15 protein-coding genes are annotated in these 15901 nt (G+C 69.4%); 7 read left to right on the top strand and 8 right to left on the bottom strand.

The genetic code is table 11. The annotated features are described in order from the left end of the window. Nucleotides 1–11: 11 nt before the first annotated feature. Genes AB0L65_RS17080 through AB0L65_RS17070 form a run of 3 tightly spaced genes read right to left on the bottom strand, consistent with a single transcriptional unit; the run spans nt 12 to nt 2124 of the window. On the bottom strand, nt 12–761 hold the full coding sequence (locus AB0L65_RS17080) for a sulfotransferase family protein (RefSeq protein WP_364245981.1): 750 nt from the start codon (nt 759–761) through the stop codon (nt 12–14). Further along, on the bottom strand, nt 762–1151 hold the full coding sequence (locus tag AB0L65_RS17075; protein WP_364245978.1) for a phosphopantetheine-binding protein: 390 nt from the start codon (nt 1149–1151) through the stop codon (nt 762–764). Continuing rightward, a complete protein-coding gene (locus AB0L65_RS17070; RefSeq protein ID WP_364245975.1) occupies nt 1141–2124 on the bottom strand; it encodes an alpha/beta fold hydrolase in 984 nt (327 codons plus the stop codon). Before AB0L65_RS17070 ends, AB0L65_RS17075 begins: the two co-directional genes overlap by 11 nt. Nucleotides 2125–3144: 1020 nt before the next feature. Here AB0L65_RS17070 and AB0L65_RS17065 point away from each other — a divergent pair. The 6 genes from AB0L65_RS17065 to AB0L65_RS17040 all read left to right on the top strand — a co-directional run bounded on the left by AB0L65_RS17065 (nt 3145) and on the right by AB0L65_RS17040 (nt 10082). Next, nucleotides 3145–5553 carry an AAA family ATPase gene (locus tag AB0L65_RS17065; protein ID WP_364245972.1) on the top strand — a complete coding sequence of 803 codons (2409 nt, stop codon included), beginning with the start codon at nt 3145–3147 and terminating at the stop codon, nt 5551–5553. Nucleotides 5554–5610: 57 nt separating this feature from the next. Continuing rightward, nucleotides 5611–6591, top strand: a complete 981-nt coding sequence (locus AB0L65_RS17060; RefSeq protein WP_364245969.1) for a TauD/TfdA family dioxygenase — start codon at nt 5611–5613, stop codon at nt 6589–6591. Then, complete coding sequence (locus AB0L65_RS17055) at nt 6588–7805, top strand: aminotransferase class V-fold PLP-dependent enzyme (RefSeq protein ID WP_364245967.1); 1218 nt, start codon at nt 6588–6590, stop codon at nt 7803–7805. The genes AB0L65_RS17060 and AB0L65_RS17055 overlap by 4 nt, the downstream gene beginning before the upstream one ends. Then, nucleotides 7802–8803, top strand: coding sequence for a 2,3-diaminopropionate biosynthesis protein SbnA (gene sbnA / locus AB0L65_RS17050; RefSeq protein ID WP_364245965.1), 1002 nt, complete (start codon nt 7802–7804; stop codon nt 8801–8803). The genes AB0L65_RS17055 and sbnA overlap by 4 nt, the downstream gene beginning before the upstream one ends. A 3-nt stretch (nt 8804–8806) precedes the next feature. Further along, complete coding sequence (gene sbnB, locus AB0L65_RS17045) at nt 8807–9805, top strand: 2,3-diaminopropionate biosynthesis protein SbnB (protein WP_364245963.1); 999 nt, start codon at nt 8807–8809, stop codon at nt 9803–9805. A 61-nt stretch (nt 9806–9866) separates the two neighbouring features. Next, nucleotides 9867–10082 carry an MbtH family protein gene (locus AB0L65_RS17040; RefSeq protein WP_364245961.1) on the top strand — a complete coding sequence of 72 codons (216 nt, stop codon included), beginning with the start codon at nt 9867–9869 and terminating at the stop codon, nt 10080–10082. A gap of 29 nt (nt 10083–10111) precedes the next feature. Here the strand turns inward: AB0L65_RS17040 and AB0L65_RS17035 are convergent, their stop codons facing one another. The 5 genes from AB0L65_RS17035 to AB0L65_RS17015 all read right to left on the bottom strand — a co-directional run bounded on the left by AB0L65_RS17035 (nt 10112) and on the right by AB0L65_RS17015 (nt 14971). Then, complete coding sequence (locus AB0L65_RS17035; RefSeq protein ID WP_364245958.1) at nt 10112–11140, bottom strand: BtrH N-terminal domain-containing protein; 1029 nt, start codon at nt 11138–11140, stop codon at nt 10112–10114. Nucleotides 11141–11151: 11 nt separating this feature from the next. Further along, nucleotides 11152–11751 (bottom strand): hypothetical protein, encoded by a 600-nt coding sequence (locus AB0L65_RS17030; RefSeq protein WP_364245955.1) that lies wholly within the window; start codon nt 11749–11751, stop codon nt 11152–11154. Nucleotides 11752–11761: 10 nt separating this feature from the next. Then, nucleotides 11762–13204 carry a gamma-aminobutyraldehyde dehydrogenase gene (locus AB0L65_RS17025; protein ID WP_364245952.1) on the bottom strand — a complete coding sequence of 481 codons (1443 nt, stop codon included), beginning with the start codon at nt 13202–13204 and terminating at the stop codon, nt 11762–11764. 431 nt (nt 13205–13635) lie between these two features. After that, nucleotides 13636–13971 carry a serine hydrolase gene (locus AB0L65_RS17020; protein WP_364245950.1) on the bottom strand — a complete coding sequence of 112 codons (336 nt, stop codon included), beginning with the start codon at nt 13969–13971 and terminating at the stop codon, nt 13636–13638. Between the two features lie 580 nt (nt 13972–14551). Beyond that, nucleotides 14552–14971 (bottom strand): HIT family protein, encoded by a 420-nt coding sequence (locus tag AB0L65_RS17015; protein ID WP_364245947.1) that lies wholly within the window; start codon nt 14969–14971, stop codon nt 14552–14554. A 375-nt stretch (nt 14972–15346) separates the two neighbouring features. Between AB0L65_RS17015 and AB0L65_RS17010 the strand changes: the two genes are divergently transcribed. Then, nucleotides 15347–15901, top strand: a complete 555-nt coding sequence (locus AB0L65_RS17010) for a hypothetical protein (protein ID WP_364245945.1) — start codon at nt 15347–15349, stop codon at nt 15899–15901.

The raw sequence follows: 15901 nt of genomic DNA, 5'->3' as shown, positions 1-15901 counted from the left end.
GGCCGGTGCCCTCAATCTGGGCACCGGCCAGGCCCGATGGCCAGGCGGTTGTCGTACAGCTTGCGATAGTAGGGCAGGTGATGGCGCAGGTAGCCGGCCAGCACGGAGTTGTTGTCGACCGTGTCCCGGTAGTCGGTGCCACCGTCCCGTGTGAAGCCGGTGGTGCGGCTGGTCAGCTCGTGCCATCGGCGCGTCTGCCGCCAGTCGGGCAGCAGCTCCGCCTGCCATGACAGCGCGTGCTCGACGAACGGGATGCCGACCGCCGCGCAGTACGCCTTTACGGCGGGGCCCGGTGCGCCGGCCAGCTCGTCGGAGTCGATGACGACGGAGGGCTTCCCGCCCGTCGATTCAACCACCGCGTCATAGATCTCGCTCAACCGCTCGAAGCCGACCTCTTCGCAGCTCAGGTTGGCGTTCAGGGCGAAGTGCGACGCGATGGCCGCCGCGGGCTCGCGCACGATGAAGGTGTGCACCCCCTCGCGCAGGAACGCGGAGTCGGCCAGCAGGTGCGGGTACCGGAAGTCGGTGGTGTCCTTGAAGAAGACCGGAGTGCGCTCGGCGAGTCGGCGGATCGCCGAGATCAGCTCCCGCTCGCCGGTCACCTCCGCGCCGTCCACGACGTACCGCCCGAAGTCGGTCACCTGGGAGAACGGCTCATGCAAGATCTCGAAGTCGCCGCGTTCCTTCATCATCCGCAGAAACGCCGTGGACCGGGAGCGGGGCGCGCTCCACAGGGCCAGGATGCGTGGTGAGGCGGACATCTAGTCGGCCAGCTCGGCCAGTTGCTCTGCGTAGAGCTGTTCCACCAGCTCCGCCTGGGCGGCGATGGTGGTGCGCTCGAACAGGTCGGCGACCGGGACCGTAAGCCGGAACGCCTCCTGCAGTTGGGCGGCGACCCGCATCAGACCGAGCGAGTATCCCCCGAGGTTGAAGAACGTCACGTCGGCGGGAGGATCCTCCACGCCGAGAAGTTCCGACCAGATGTCGGCGATGATCTTCTCCGCCTCGGTCTCCGGCGGCCGCCCGGTCTCGGCCTCGTCCTCCAGCATGGTCGCGGCTTCCACCGGCGCGTCCTCCGGCACCGGCTCGGGCAGCCGGTCACTCGCTCCTTCTCGGGCCCACATGTCCGTGGCCGCTCGCTCAGCAGACATTCCGTCCTTCCTTGGCGGTCATCGCGTCGTGCACGAGCCCGGCGAGCTCGTCGACGACGGGCGGTCGCAGCAAGCTGTAGTGGTCGGCCGGCAGGCCGGTCCCGGACACCAGGCGGCCGGTCACGCCACGCCACCATGGCGTCAGGTCGGCCGCCGTCCCCGTGGCCCACACCAGGCGCAGCGGTGGCCCGTCCGGCGCGGGGTGGTGCCGCCGCAGCGCCTGGGCGGCGTTGACGTAGACGCGCAGGCGCGCGGCCAGTTCGTCACCGGTCATGTCCAGGGGTATGTCGCGTTCCCGGAACTCCTGGCGCAGCCGATCGAGCGCGGAGGGGACGCGCGGGTCCCATTCCGGCGAACCGGCCTCCTCGGGGCGGCGGCCCGCCGAGCGGATCAGATCCGCGGCGAAATCGCGCATCAGCTCCGCCTCGTCGTCGACGCCCGCGCCGGTGGCCTGCGGCATGGCGTCGATCACCAGCACGGGACATGGTTCCCCGCCCGTCTCGCGCATCCTGGCCATCTCGTAGGCCACCATGCCGCCGAAGGACCAGCCGGCCAGCATGGCGGGGCGGATCCCGGCGCGGGCGAGGCGGTCGAGGTAGTGGAGGGCCAACTCGGTCAACACGGGAGGGGTCTCGCGGAGCAGGTCGTCGGCCGCCAGCCCCCACACGGGATAGCCAGGACGCAGCCGCCGGACGAGCTCGCCATAACAGAACAGCTCGCCACCGACAGGGTGGACGAGGACGAGCGGGGCGCCTGTTCCCGGCCTGAGCAGCTCGACGCCCGGCACCGCGGCGGTGCCCGGCGGGAAAGCACTCGCGTCCGCCGGTGTCGCGCGCGCGTCCCGCTGCCGGCGTAGCGCCGCGAACAGCGCCTGCTTGGACGGGGAGAGCCCCGCCAGCCGTTCCTCGATGCCGGCGTCCGACCGCTCCCACCCAGGCAGGACGTCACCGGCCTCAGAGAAAGGATCACCCATCGCCCGGCTCCCCCGACGTCGCCCACGGTTGGCGGCCTCCTGATGAAGGCCACGACTTCGGTCCTTTGTAGGCGAGCTGAGTCACCCGATTCAATGCGGGGTTCTCCCTGACTGACCGCGATGTGCGGCTCTTCCCCGCCGGCCCTCGTGGCCGGGTTATCCCTGACTTGCCAAGTGGCGGATATGTGGTAACTGAAGACGTTTACCGCACGATCAACTGTTGAGTTAGGGCCACAATGACAGGGTTTCAGTAATTTTGTGGGATTCTCGTCAACAATGCCGTTTAGATGGCGATCTTGCTGGTAGCGTCGCCTGGATGACCAACGACCCAGTAGCAGAGCATGCGCTCTAAAACAGTGTATGGTTGACCACGTCCCGCTGAGCCGGGAGTCAGGAATCCCTAGCGTTTCGCACACCTCTGCGGTCGCCGCTCCGGCTCGTGATGATCACGGCGTTCTACTTCGCCACACCACGTCGGGGACGGCGACATAAGCGGAAGGATGAGTAGTTGATCAGCAAACTGGCGGCCGTTGTGGGGAGCGTACTGATCACAGGCGGCCTGCTCATCGGCCTTGCCGCCCCGGCCAGTGCCGCTGGGTCGTAAAGATGCGGCATCGGGGGCAGGTCCCCCACGCTCACCCACGTGACCCCGGGAGCCGATCCTGCTCGCGCCGGTGGCGCACACAACCACCAGTGTCGCGACGCTCCCTGGCGCATGCGTGTGTCGCTCGTCGAACACACCCTGTGCGCGGGTCGCGGTGGGACGATCAGCCCGCCTACCCGGCGACCACGACAAAGAGCGACCAGACGAAGACCACGCTCCGCGATCCCGTGACAACACAATCCCGCCTGACGGGAAAAGCTCATTGCCGCCGACTGTACGCCAAAAGCGAATACGGACAAAGATCAAGAAAATTTGAACCGTTGGCATCACCGCTTCGCGCCTGGTTGGTGTGAATAAACCGACGGGCGCGTACAACAAAACGAAATCGTTCTCCACCGGGGGTAGGGGTACGGCGAGTGATTGGACCATTTCCGCTGGTCGGCCGCGCGGCCGAACTGGCCTGGCTTGAAGGAATCTGCGAGAACAAGTCTGACGGGGCACGCATTGTCGAGATCAGCGGCGAGCCGTGGATGGGGAAGACCCGGCTGCTCTCGGAACTCAAGGAACGCGTGAGCGGACGAGGCTGGACCGTGGCCTCGGGCGCAGCCGATTCCTTACCCCCCGACCTTCCGTTCAGCGTCTTCACCGACGCACTCGACGACCTGCTCGCCGTGCGGGGCGCCAGCGTAATGGAACGCATCGCCCCCAGCCATGCGCGGTGGCTGGCCGGCATCTTCCCCTCCCTCGCGGCCGGCGTCCCCGAGGCGGCCGTCCCGGCCGACGCCTCGGATGTCCATCACGCCTGCCGGGCCGTCCAGACCCTGCTGCAGGCCCTGGACGCGACCGGCCCGCTGCTGCTCATCCTCGACGACGTCCACTGGGCCGACGACGCCTCGCTCTACCTTCTCCGCCACCTGCTGAGACACTCCATGGCGGCGAACACGGTCATCGCGGTCGTCCACCGGCCGCGGCAGCTCAACGCCCGCCTGCGCAAGGACTTCGGCGAGCCGTGGTCGACCGGCCACGTGCACCATCTGGACCTGACCGCGCTCAGCGAGCGCGAGGCCGCAGCCCTGTTACCCGGAGACATCAACGAATACCGCTTCGACGTGCTCTACCATGCCTCCGGCGGCAACCCGGGGCTGCTCCGCGCGCTGGCCGCCCTCGACGACCCCGCGCCCGAGCCGCATCACGAGAAGGCGGCGGCGCTGCTGGCGAACGCCCCGATCAACCTGCTCCGCGAGTTCCGGGGCCTGTCAGCGGTCGGCCGGGTCACGCTGAAGTCGGCCGCGTTGCTGCCGGAGCCCGTCGACACCGGCTTGCTGGTCGAGGTCACCCGGCTCGGCATGATCGAGACGTGGACCGGCATCGACGAGCTGCTCAACCTCGACGTCGTAGAATTGGACGAGAGCACGCGCACCCTGCGGTTCCGCAACCCGGTCGTACGCCTGGCGGCCTACCAGTCGGCCGGCGCGGGATGGCGGCTCGGCATGCACGCGCACACGGCCGACGCCCTGAACCGCCGTAAGAGCCCGGTCTGGGCGATCGCCCCGCACCTGGTCAAAAGCATCCGCGCCGGGGAAGCCAGCGGTGTGCGACTGCTGCTCGACGCGGCGTGGACACGCCTGTGGCAGCGGCCGGACCAGGCACTGCAGTGGGCCGAAACCGCGCTGAGCATCAAGAAACAGGTGGCGCAGGAAGACAAGGGCCCGGCGGGCGTGAACGGCGACGAGGCCCCGGAGCCGGAGCTGCTCCGGGCCGCCGCCACCGCGCTCACCGGCCGACTGTTCGAGGGCCTCACCCTGCTGGCCGCGCATCGGCCTGCCACGCTGAAGGGCCGGTGCGCGGCCGCCCTGTGGCGGGCCAGGATCCTGCACCTGCTGGGCCGCCACGACGAGGCGCTGGACGACCTGCGGCGGTTCTCCGCGACCGTGCCGGACTCGGCGGTGGAAGAGCACCTCGAACTCGCCATCGCCCGGGCCACGGCCACGCTGGAGATCGGCGGCCCGGTGGACCCCACCGACAAGGAGATCCTGCGAGAGGGCAGGGCCTGGGCAGGGCAGGCCGTGGTGACCCACCTGCTCGCGCTCCTCGGACTCGACGAGGCCGCGCGAGGCGACCCCGAGGCGGCCGGGAAGCTGGTCGACGAGGCGCAGCAGCTGGCGAGCGAGCTGCCCGACGACGCGGCCGCCGGCCGGTTGGAGTCGCTGTACTGGCTCGGGAAGGCCCTCAGCCTGCTCGACCGGGACAAATGCGCTCTGGCCCAGCTCGAACGGGCCTTGACCATGGCCGAGCAGCGACGGCTGCACGCGCTGGAACCCCGCCTGGCTGTCGAGCTCGGCGAGCTGCTGCTCGGTTCGGGCGACCTCGCGCAGGCCGCGTATCGCGCGTCGCACGCCGAGTACGCCGCCCGGCACAGCACGGGCGCCTCCCAGCCCGCCGCCGTCACCCGCCTGCGCCAGCAGATCGCCCGTCACGACCGCCGTCTCGCGTCCGCGGGCGGCGACGACGACCTCGGCCACGCCGCCGCCCCGGAGAATCGGCCACCCGAGAGTGAGGACCAGGCCGAGCTGGATCAGCTGAGCACCCGGGAGATGCAGATCGCGCTGCTGGTGAGCGGCGGCTCGACCAACCGGCAGATCGCACGGTCGCTCGGCCTCAGTCACAAGACGGTGGAGACCTACCTGGCCCGCATGTTCAAGAAGCTCAGCGTCTACTCGCGGGCCCAGGTCGCCGCGATGGTAGGCCGCTCCAGCGGCTCCGACACCGGCACGGCTCAGGCTCAGTCAGGGGAAGTCCCGACATTCGGGGAGCAAGCGATCTAGGTCAAGCTCGCTTTCGTATCCGTTCGCGACGTCCAACGGCTGGCGAGGAGATCACACATGCCCGGCAACACCATCGATTCCCGACCTGCCGAGTTGCTCGCCGACACGGCATACGCCCTCGTATCCGCGGGAGCGACCGCAGACGATCTGTTCACCGAGCACTTGTCCGAGGTTCCGCCCCACCTCTCCGAAGCCCTGGCGCCCGTGGTGCGGCTGCCCGACCGCACCAGCGGCCGACGGGTCATCCCCGACCTGCTGTCCGCGTTCGGCGACCCCGGCCCCACCCCCGCACACTGGAAAGAAGCCCAGTCGGAACGGACCCGCGCGATCGACCTCGCGGTGATCCTGGTCGGCTCCGTGCTGGGCCAGGTCTTCGGCTGGACAGGGCAGCAGGACGGCCGGCTCCTGCACAACATCGTGCCGAGCAAGGGCCAGGAGGACATGCAGGTGGGGGCGAGCAGCAGCACGCCGCTCGAATGGCACACCGAGGACTCTTTCCACCCGCGGCGCGCCGAGCTGCTCCTCCTGGCGTGCGTGCGCAACCATGACCTGGTCGGCAGCCGGGTGGCGAGCATCCGGCGGGCCGGCCTGTCCGACGGGCAGATCGACGTACTCGGCCAGCCCGAAGTGATGATCTTCCCGGACGCGTCCTATCCGGACGACTGGCGTGCGCACGCCGGGCCCCGGCGCGGCATCCGTACGATCTGGCTTGCCGAGGACGGGCCGTGCCTGCGCTACGACCCTTTCTACAGCGACTTCACCGGCGCGAGCCCCGAGTTCATGGCCGCTTACGCGGCGCTGGCCGAGGCGCTGGATTCCTGCGCCGAGGACGTGGTGGCGCACGAAGGCGACATCCTGCTGCTCGACAACGACGTGGCGGTTCACGGGCGCGCCGCGTACCGGCCGCGCTTCGACGGCACGGACCGGTGGCTCAAACGCATCCTGGTGCGCCTTGACCGGCCGCGGCCCCGCGAGGAGGCAGCGGAGGAGGACTTCGGCCAGACAGTGGTGGAGCCCTGGCCTTCGGAGGCCCCATGACGAGCCCGCTCGACACGCTGCTCGGTATGTCCCCCACGAAACTGCTGAGCCTGCCGATGGCCGAGCAGTTCCCCGGCCTGCGGCCCGATGCGCATCGCTTCGACGGGCCGGGCGGGACACTCGTACACACGGTCGTCGGCCGGGCCGTCGCCGCCTACCTCGGCAGCGAGCACGTGGCCAACGACCATGGGGCCTTTCGCGCGAGCGCCTTCTCCGACGAACTGGTCGCCTGGGCCGCCGACCGCGTACGCGCCCTGCTCGGCGCTCCGGCTGGGCACGTGCTGTTCGCCTCGAACATGACGACGCTGACCACCATGTTCGTGCGTGCTCTCGAGCCGGGGATCCGACCAGGCGACGAGATCGTGTGCACAGAGCTGGACCATGAGGCCAACGTCGCCCCCTGGCACGCTTTGGCCGCCCGGACCGGGGCGCGGATCCGCACGGCCCGGATCGGTGCGGACGGCACCCTGCCCGCCTCGGCGGTGACGGAGCTCATCGGGCCGCGAACGCGGTGGGTCGCGGTCACCGCGGCGTCCAACGCGCTCGGCTCGATGCCCAATCTGCCGCAGATCTGTGCGACCGCGCACGCCGCGGGCGCCCAGGTCTTCGCCGACGGCGTCCAGGCGGTGGCGCACACACGGGTGGATCTGCCGGCCTGGGGATGTGATGCCTTCGTCACCTCCGCCTACAAGTGGTACGGCCCGCACTGCGGCGTGTTGTGGACGACCGGTGCGACGGCGAGCGCGCTGCGCCTGGCCGAGCAGGTGCCGTCGGCGGACGACGACCTCCCCGGCCGCCTGCAGCTCGGTACGACCGACTTCGAGGCCGTGCTGGGCACCGGCGCGGCCGCCGAGGCACTTCTGGGCTGGGACCGCAAGGAGATCTTCGAACGTGAGCGGAAGCTCACCGACCTGCTCATCACGCGGCTGGAGGAGCTGCCCGGCTGCCGCATCCTGGGCCCCACGACGTCCACAGAGCGGGTGCCCGTGGTGTCCTTCCAGCTCCGCGGCCGAGCTCCGGCGGACGTGGCCCGGCACCTGGCCGATTCCGGCGTCGCGGTCTGGCACGGCTCCTTCTACGCCTCCGGCACGCTGCGTGCGGTGGCGCCGGAGGATCCGCAGGCCGTACGGGCCGGCATCACCTGCTACTCGACCGAGAAGGACGTGCATGCGCTCGTGAAGGCACTCGGCGAGCTGACCGGGGAGCCGGCATGAACCCAGAACCCCGGGGGATCCTGGCCGCCATCGGCAACACACCGCTGGTCGAGCTGGAGAAGATCATCCCGGGCTTCCCCGGCCGGATCTTCGCCAAGCTGGAGAAGTTCAACCCCGGAGGCAGCATCAAGGACCGGCCCGCGCTGACCATGCTGCACCACAAGATCGTCAGCGGCGAGCTGCAACCGGGCCGCTCCGTGGTGATCGAGTCCAGTTCGGGCAACCTGGCCATCGGGATCGCGCAGATCTGCAAGTACTACGGGCTGCGTTTCATCTGCGTCGTGGACGCCAAGACCACCGGCCAGAACATCGCGCTCCTGCGCGCGTACGGAGCCACGATCGAGCAGGTGACCGATCGGGACCCCGAGACCGGCGAGTACCTGCCCGTCCGCATCCGGCGGGTGCGCGAGCTGGTCGAGCAGACACCGCACGGCTACTGGCCCAACCAGTACGCCAACCTGCTCAACGCGCGGGCCCACGAGCGCACCGTGAAAGAGATCATCGATGCCCTGGACGGGCGGGTCGACTACCTCTTCTGCGCGACCAGCTCGTTCGGCACGCTGCGCGGCTGCGCCGACCACATCAGGGCACGTGGCCTGCCGACCAAGGTGATCGCTGTGGACGCCGTCGGCAGCGCTATCTTCGACGGGCAGTGCCCCGCTCCCCGCATCATCCCCGGGCACGGGTCGTCGGTCCGCCCGCCGTTGATGGATCCCGGCGCGGCGACCGAGGTGGTCCACGTCACCGACCTGGAGTGCATCGTGGCGTGCCGGCAGCTCATGGAGCGCGAATCGATCCTGGTGGGGGGCTCGTCCGGCGCCACGATCAGCGCGTTGACCCGCACAGGCCCCAGGATCCCGGACGGAGCCACGTGCGTGGCCATCTTCCCCGACGGCGGGGAGCGATACCTCGACACGATCTTCTCCGACGCCTGGATCCTCGCCCACTTCGGCGAGGTCACCCACCTGTGGAAGTCGTCCTCCGACGGAAGGATCTGAATCTTGTTCGTCATCCGACACACCGATGTCGAGAAGGTGCTGTCCGGCAGGGAAGGCTCCGTGATCGACGTCGTGGCCGACGCGTACGCGCGGTTCGACGCGGGCGCCGCCGCCGTGCCGCACTCGGTGTTCCTGCGTTTCCCCGGCGACACCAGCAACCGCATCATCGGCCTTCCCGCGTACATCGGCGGTGCGGGCGCCGCGGCCGGGATGAAGTGGGTCGCCTCCTTCCCTGGCAACCTCACCGCCGGGATGCCGCGGGCCCACGCGGTCATCGTGCTGAACTCGCTGCGTACCGGCCGGCCGGAGGTGCTGCTCGAAGGATCCATGATCTCCGCCTGGCGGACAGCGGCCAGTGCCGCGCTGGCGGCCCGCGAACTGACCGCCACCGCACCGGACGGCGTCACGTTTGTCGGCTGCGGCGTGATCAACGCCGAGGTGCTGCGGTTCCTGGTGACGATCTGGCCCGGCCTCGGCCGGGTGATGCTGTACGACACCGACCCGGGCCGCGCGACGGCCTTCGCGGGCCGCTGCCGTGAGCTCCTGCCCCGCGCCCAGGTCGAGATCGCCGCCACTCGGGACGACGCGCTGGCCGCGCACGGCCTGGTCTCCGTCGCGACCACCGCCACGACCCCGCACATGGGGCTCGACGCCTGCCGGCCGGGCGCGGTGGTCCTGCACGTGTCCCTGCGGGACCTCGTCGTACCGGCCATGCTGGAGAGCATCAACGTCGTGGACGACGCCGACCACGTGTCCCGGGAGAACACCTCTGTCCACCTGGCCGAGCGTGAGAGCGGCGGGCGGGATTTCATCCACGCCTCGATCGGGGCGCTCCTGCGCGGCCGCGTCACCCTGCCGCGCCATTCCGGACGGCGCGTCGTCTTCTCACCGTTCGGGCTGGGCTCGCTGGACATCGCGCTCGCCTCCTACGTCGCCAGGATCGCGCAGGACCTGGGCCTGTGCGTGCCCGTCGACGACTTCTTCCCGGCGCCGGGCTCCTGACCGGCCCACCGGCCCACGGCTCACCCCTCGCCCGGAACCCTCGCCCAGGAAAGGAGACGACATGACGGACGAAGAGAACGACGAGCACACCTACGTCGTGGTGCGCAACGACGAGGAGCAGTACTCGATCTGGCGGGCCGACCGCGCCCTGCCTCCCGGCTGGCACGCCGAGGGCACGTCGGGCACCCGGCGGCACTGCCTAGACCACATCGACGAGGTATGGCAGGACATGCGCCCGCGCAGCCTGCGCCTGCTCATGGAAGCACGCGACGCCTGACCCGGCCGGCCCCCGCAGGGGGCCGGCCGCTACAGGCCTTCGGCCACCCGATCGATTGTCTCCAGCGCCCGCTCGTACGCCGCGACCAGCAGAGCCGCGTGCCGCGCCAGTTCGCGGGCACACCCGGCCGGGTCGGCACGGCCGTGGGCGCTCTGCACCCGCACGCCGCTCCAGAGGTGCGCGACCAGCTCGGCGTGCCGTCCTGCCTCCGCCAGCTCCCGCATACCCCATCCCGCGCCGCACCGCCGCAGCAACTCACCGTGCAAAGCGGCCTGGGCCTGCATCCCCCATCCGAAGGTGTACGCGGATACCAGCGCCTCACTGCCACCGTCGCGGGAGCGCTCGACCAGATCATCGGTGAAGCCGCGCAGCCCTTCCAGTCCTACCTGGTGCGTTCCGTCGCGTTCCGCGGGGTTGGTGAACCCCCGCACGTTCGCGCGCAACACCGTGCCCAGCTGGCCGGGGTCGAGTTCCGGCCCCGGCTCGTCCAGGCGGACCTCCAGCCAGCGGCGCGCGGCCGTCTCGCCCTTGCCGCTGAAGAAGACGTCCTGGTCGTCGTGCGGGCTGGCGTCGTCCCAGCTCCGCAGCAGATCCGCCACGGGGATCGGACCCAGGAACGCGGGCGGCTGCGCGTCCGACACGCCTACCGTGCCCGCCTCCCGATCGACCTCGTACACCACGAGCAGGTGCGCCGCGTGCACGTCGTGGTAGGCAGGCCGGAACGGCAGGTGGAAGTTGTCCACGGCGATCACCGGCAGGAGGCCCGCCGCGAGGGCGTCCTCCAGCACGGCCAGCGGGTCCTCGCCGGCGACGGTGCGCCACCGTGAGACGGCGGCGCGGTGCGGCAGCAGGCTCCGTACGACGTCGCCGGGGTGGCGGCACGGCCAGTAGTACTCCTCCGGCCGGACGTCACCGGGGATGTGGCGGAACTCCCAGTCGAGACCGAGCTCGACCAGCGGATCCTCGCCCGCCTTCAGCAGCAGTGTCGCCAGCGTCGACTGCAGGCAGCTGACCGGGTCGCGGTACCACTGCTCCAGCGGGCCACGTGTGATCGGCATGGTCCCCTCCTCTATCGCCGCAGCGATGCCGCGAACACGTGCACCGCCACGTTGTCCGGGAATCGCACGGCGAGCAGGACCGCGCGACGGGTGACCGGGACCCGCTGACAGAAGATCTTCCCCGACACGCGCTCCTGGACGTGGTGCGGGTAGTGCATCACCGAGGTGGCGAACGCCTCGTCCTCTCCGAACACCGCCGGAGCATGCCAGAAGTCCGACACCCGCAGCGGCTCGAAGTCGACCGCGCCGTCCTCGAAGTGGAACGCCATCACGTCCTCGGTCCGCCGCTCGGCGGCGGCCAGCAGGTACAGCCAGTCGTAACGGCCGGGGGGCACGGGGACGAACTGGCCCGTACACCGCACGTTGTCGGGCTCGCCGGGCAGCGTGCCGGGAAACTGGAATGGCACGTCGTTCACCACGATGGCCTCACCGCCCGGCAGCTCTTCCGCGGGCAGAGAGTTCCCCCACACGTTCAGCCGGCCGGCCTTGGTGCTCCAGGCAGGGGTGATGCCGATGTTGTTGCGGTACGGCCCCAGGTCGAGCGCGCTGTAGTCGTCCGGCCACGGTGCCGCCCCGGGGGTGTCCTCGAAGGTTCTTCGCTGGATCGTCATCGGCCTTTCCTCAGACGTCTAGACGTGTCATGACGTGCTTCACGCGGGTGTAGGCCTCCAGACCGTGCATCGACAGGTCCACGCCGTATCCGGAGTGGCGGTACCCGCCGTGCGGCATCTCGGAGACGATGGGGATGTGGGTGTTGATCCACACGCACCCGAAGTCCAGCCTCTTGGCCATCCGCATGGCCCGGCCGTGGTCGTGCGTCCAGACCGACGAGGCCAGCCCGTACTTGACGCCATTGGCCAGGTTCACCGCCTGGTCCTCGCCGCTGAACGGCTGCACCGTAATGATTGGGCCGAAGATCTCCTCCTGGCTCATCTCGTCGTCGTGCCGCAGGCCGGTGACGACCGTGGGACCGAAGAAGTAACCGCGCTCGCCCACCCGCCCGCCGCCGGTCACCACCTCGGTGTGCGCGGGCCTGCGGTCGAGGAACCCGGCGACCCGGGCCAGCTGCACCGCGTTGTTCAGCGGGCCGTAGTCCGCGTCGTCCGAGCCGCCGGTCCTGGTCTTCTCGGCCCTCCGCACCAGGGCCGCCACGAAGTCGTCGTGGACACGCTCGTCGACCAGCACCCGGGTGGCGGCCACGCAGTCCTGCCCGGCGTTGAAGTATCCGGCCTCGGCGATGCCCGCCGCGGCCGCCTCCAGGTCAGCGTCCGCGAACACCAGGACAGGAGCCTTGCCGCCGAGTTCGAGGTGCACCCGCTTGAGGTCCGCGGCGGCCGCGGCGGCGACCTCCCTGCCCGCGCGTACGGATCCGGTGATCGCCACCAGCTGCGGGATCGGATGCGCGACCAGCGCCCGCCCGGTGTCGCGACCGCCGCACACGACGTTGAGAACGCCGGCCGGCAGAAACTCGGCTGCGATCTCGGCGAGGAGCAACGTGGAGGCGGGCGTGGTGTCGGAGGGCTTGAGCACCACCGTGTTGCCCGCCGCCAGCGCCGGCGCGATCTTCCACACCGCCATCATGAGGGGGTAGTTCCATGGCGTGATCTGGGCGCAGACGCCGATCGGCTCGCGTCGGACGCTCGACGTGTGCCCGTCGAGGTACTCACCGGTGGCGAGGCCTGGCAGGCATCGCCCGGCACCCGCGAAGAACCTGAGCTGGTCGATGGTCGCCGGGAGCTCCTCGGCGGCCGTGGCGGCACGGATCTTGCCGGTGTCGCGGCACTCCGCCTCGATGAGCTCGTCGCCTCTGGCCTCCACGGCGTCGGCGAGCCTCAGCAGCGCCGTACCTCGCTCGCCTGGGGACAGGTCACCCCACGCGGGGAAGGCCGCCGCTGCGGCGCGGCAGGCGGTGTCCACGTCCGGGGCCCCCGACAGCGGGGCCTTCGCGTACACCTCTCCGGTGGCGGGGTCGATGACGTCGTAGGTCACCCCCTCGATCGACGGCACGCATCGCCCGTCGACGAAGTTGGACCACGTGGGCACACCGTTCCCCGTCAGTTCCATGAGCTGTCACCTTCCAGCAGGCTCGCGCCGCGCGCGTTCCCGGCTCGTCCTCTGTGATCACTCAAGGTTCGCACCGGGAGCTGTCGAGCGGCCGTCGGGAACATCCCTGACTGTCTCCACCGCCGGTTCGTGCCGCCGCAGGGGCACGAACGAAAGATCACCTCTGCCGCTGACCATCGAGGCCGACGGCGCGCACGGTGGCGTGGCCGTGCCCGGCGTCCGCCGGCTTATCTGGTGGTGCACAGTGCCCGGTTGACAAGCCGGTCGGCAGCGGCCTCAAGCTGGAGAGCGTGCTTCACCGAATCGGCGTGCTCGGTCGAAACGGAGATCACAATGCTGTGTTTTCCGTCGGAGGTGACTCCCGTTCTGGCCATGAAGCCGAGGATGTCCCCGCCGTGCCCCAAGTACGTGCCGCCACAAGGCAGCGGGCGTTATATCAGGCCGAGTCCGTAGCGGGCACCGGGCCAGACCCGCCGCAGTTCCGTGGCGACGGGAACGGTTTTGCGCATCTCAGCGAGCTGCGCGGGCCGCAGGAGTTCGCCGCCGAGCAGGGCTGTGAAGAAGCGATCGAGGTCCGCCGTGGTGGAGATGAGCCCGCCCGAGGCGTCAGCGTCGCGATGCCGGGTGGTGTCGACGAACCCTCGCTGGTCCTGAACACGCTGTACCCGCGCGCGTGGGGCTGCGGCGGCTCGGCCGATCCCGCAGACCAACGTGTGCTCTGACCGGCTGGAACTGCGCCTGCCGATAACCACATCCGCCCGGGTCATAACCCTGCGATGGCTTCGCGTGGCGACGCGAGCTCCAGCCGGAGACGGTGAATGGATCATGGCGTGTGCGGGGTTGGTGCGCGCGAGCACTTGGGGAGCACACAAGCGCTAGACGAATATTCTAAAACGCATCCGATCCCGCAAAATCGCAGGTCAGAACATGATCAAAGCGCGCCCTGCAGGATTCGAACCTGCGACCGTCGAATTAGAAGCAAGATCCTTTAGTATCACGCTGTGCCGTTGGGTGATGGTTCGTGCCACCTCAGCGCGTTTTGCGTGTCAGGCGGTGCCGGGTCCTGACGGCGTGTGACGGGGCGTACGAGCACGCACCGAGCACAGTCACCCTATTCGATTAATGTATTGCCAGGCTCCCCGGAATGGATCCCGCGCTCCGGCCACGCCGGCACCATCTATAGATGACGGTCGCAGTGCTCGGCACGTGCTCCAACCGTACTCAACTCAATGATTTCCGCGGCGCAAGGTCCCCGCTCGAATCGAAGTCGTCGCTGATTCCAACTGTCACCCCCTGCGCTGTCCGCGTGGGGCAAACCAGACGGACGTCGCCGGAAGCGACGCGCTTTCAGGACGCCGCGGCGATTCTGATGTGATCGGCCAGTGGCGACAGCGACGACAGCGACAGTTCCCGATGCGTCCATGCCTGCCTGAGATCCTCGGGGGTGTAGCGGGGAAGCAGGTGAAGGTGGAAGTGGAACACGGTCTGCCAGGCCGTAGGGCCGGTAGCGTGCCAGATGTTCATCCCGCCCGGTTCCAGCGCGCGCCGCAGCAGGGCGGCGGTGTGCACAGCACCCTGCATCAGCCGGCCCGCGCGGTCCGGACCGATGTCGGTCAGGTCGCGACAGTGCTCGCGGGGGACGACCAGAGTGTGACCGCGAGTCGCCTGCGAGATGTCAAGGAAGGCGACCACGTGCTCGTCGGAGTAGACGATCTCCGCGGGGATCTCCCCAGCAACGATGCCGCAGAATGTACAGGTCCCGGTCATGGCCGCCTTTCCTCCACTTGATCGAACCAGAGCGTAGCGACGCCGGATCAGGCTTGGGAGAGCGGGGCGCATCCAGAGCCTACCGTCTGGGCAAAGAAGCCACCGTACGCGAGCCCGTAGCCCCGCCACGCACGCTGCCGGTTCGCGATCTCGGCGAAGGAGATCAGGGAGGGTCGCCGCTCGGCCATGGCGATCCTCCTTTTCGGTAGTCATCTGCGGTTGCGATCATCACGGTGCATCCACTCCCGGTTTCGCCCAGGACAAATGTTGATAAGGGGGGTTATCGGCATGAATTCAGCGCTCGTCAAGAACCCTGAGACACAGTTCTCTCATCAATCCCTTCGGGCTCGAAGTCCGACCGCGAGAGGACTCGACATGACCAACCACAGCCCCGGCACGGGCGCCTATCCGCAGCCGCCGTACCAGCAGCCCTTCACCCAGCCCCGCTGGCAGCCTGCCGCCCCCGTGGTGCGCCCGGCCCGTCCCGGCCGGCGTTTCCTGGCCCACGGCCTGACCGCGATCGTCTCGTTGATCATCGGCGTTGGGATCGGCGCGGGTAGCGACGCCGAGACCTCAGCCTCCCCACGCCCCATCGTTACAGTCACCGAGACCGCGCAGGCCGCGTCCGCGCCTGCCGCAACCGAGACGATCACCGCTGAGCCCGTAGTGAACCCGGAGGAAGAAGGCGGCCCGCAGACCACCTTTCCCGGTGACGGTCAGTACCTCGTCGGCGAGGACATCAAGCCCGGCACCTACAAGACGGCCGGGGCCGACAGCTCCAACTGCTACTGGGCCCGCCTGAAGAACGCCTCCGGCGAGTTCGACGCCATCATCGCCAACGACAACATCAAGGGCCAGACCAGGGTGACCCTCAAGAAGGGCGAGTTCTTCGAGACCAACGGGTGCCAGGACTGGAAGCGGGTGGGCTGA

The sequence above is a fragment of the Nonomuraea sp. NPDC052116 genome (genome assembly GCF_040680035.1).
Lineage (GTDB): Bacteria > Actinomycetota > Actinomycetes > Streptosporangiales > Streptosporangiaceae > Nonomuraea > Nonomuraea angiospora_A.
This window is presented reverse-complemented; position numbering and strand designations above follow the sequence as displayed.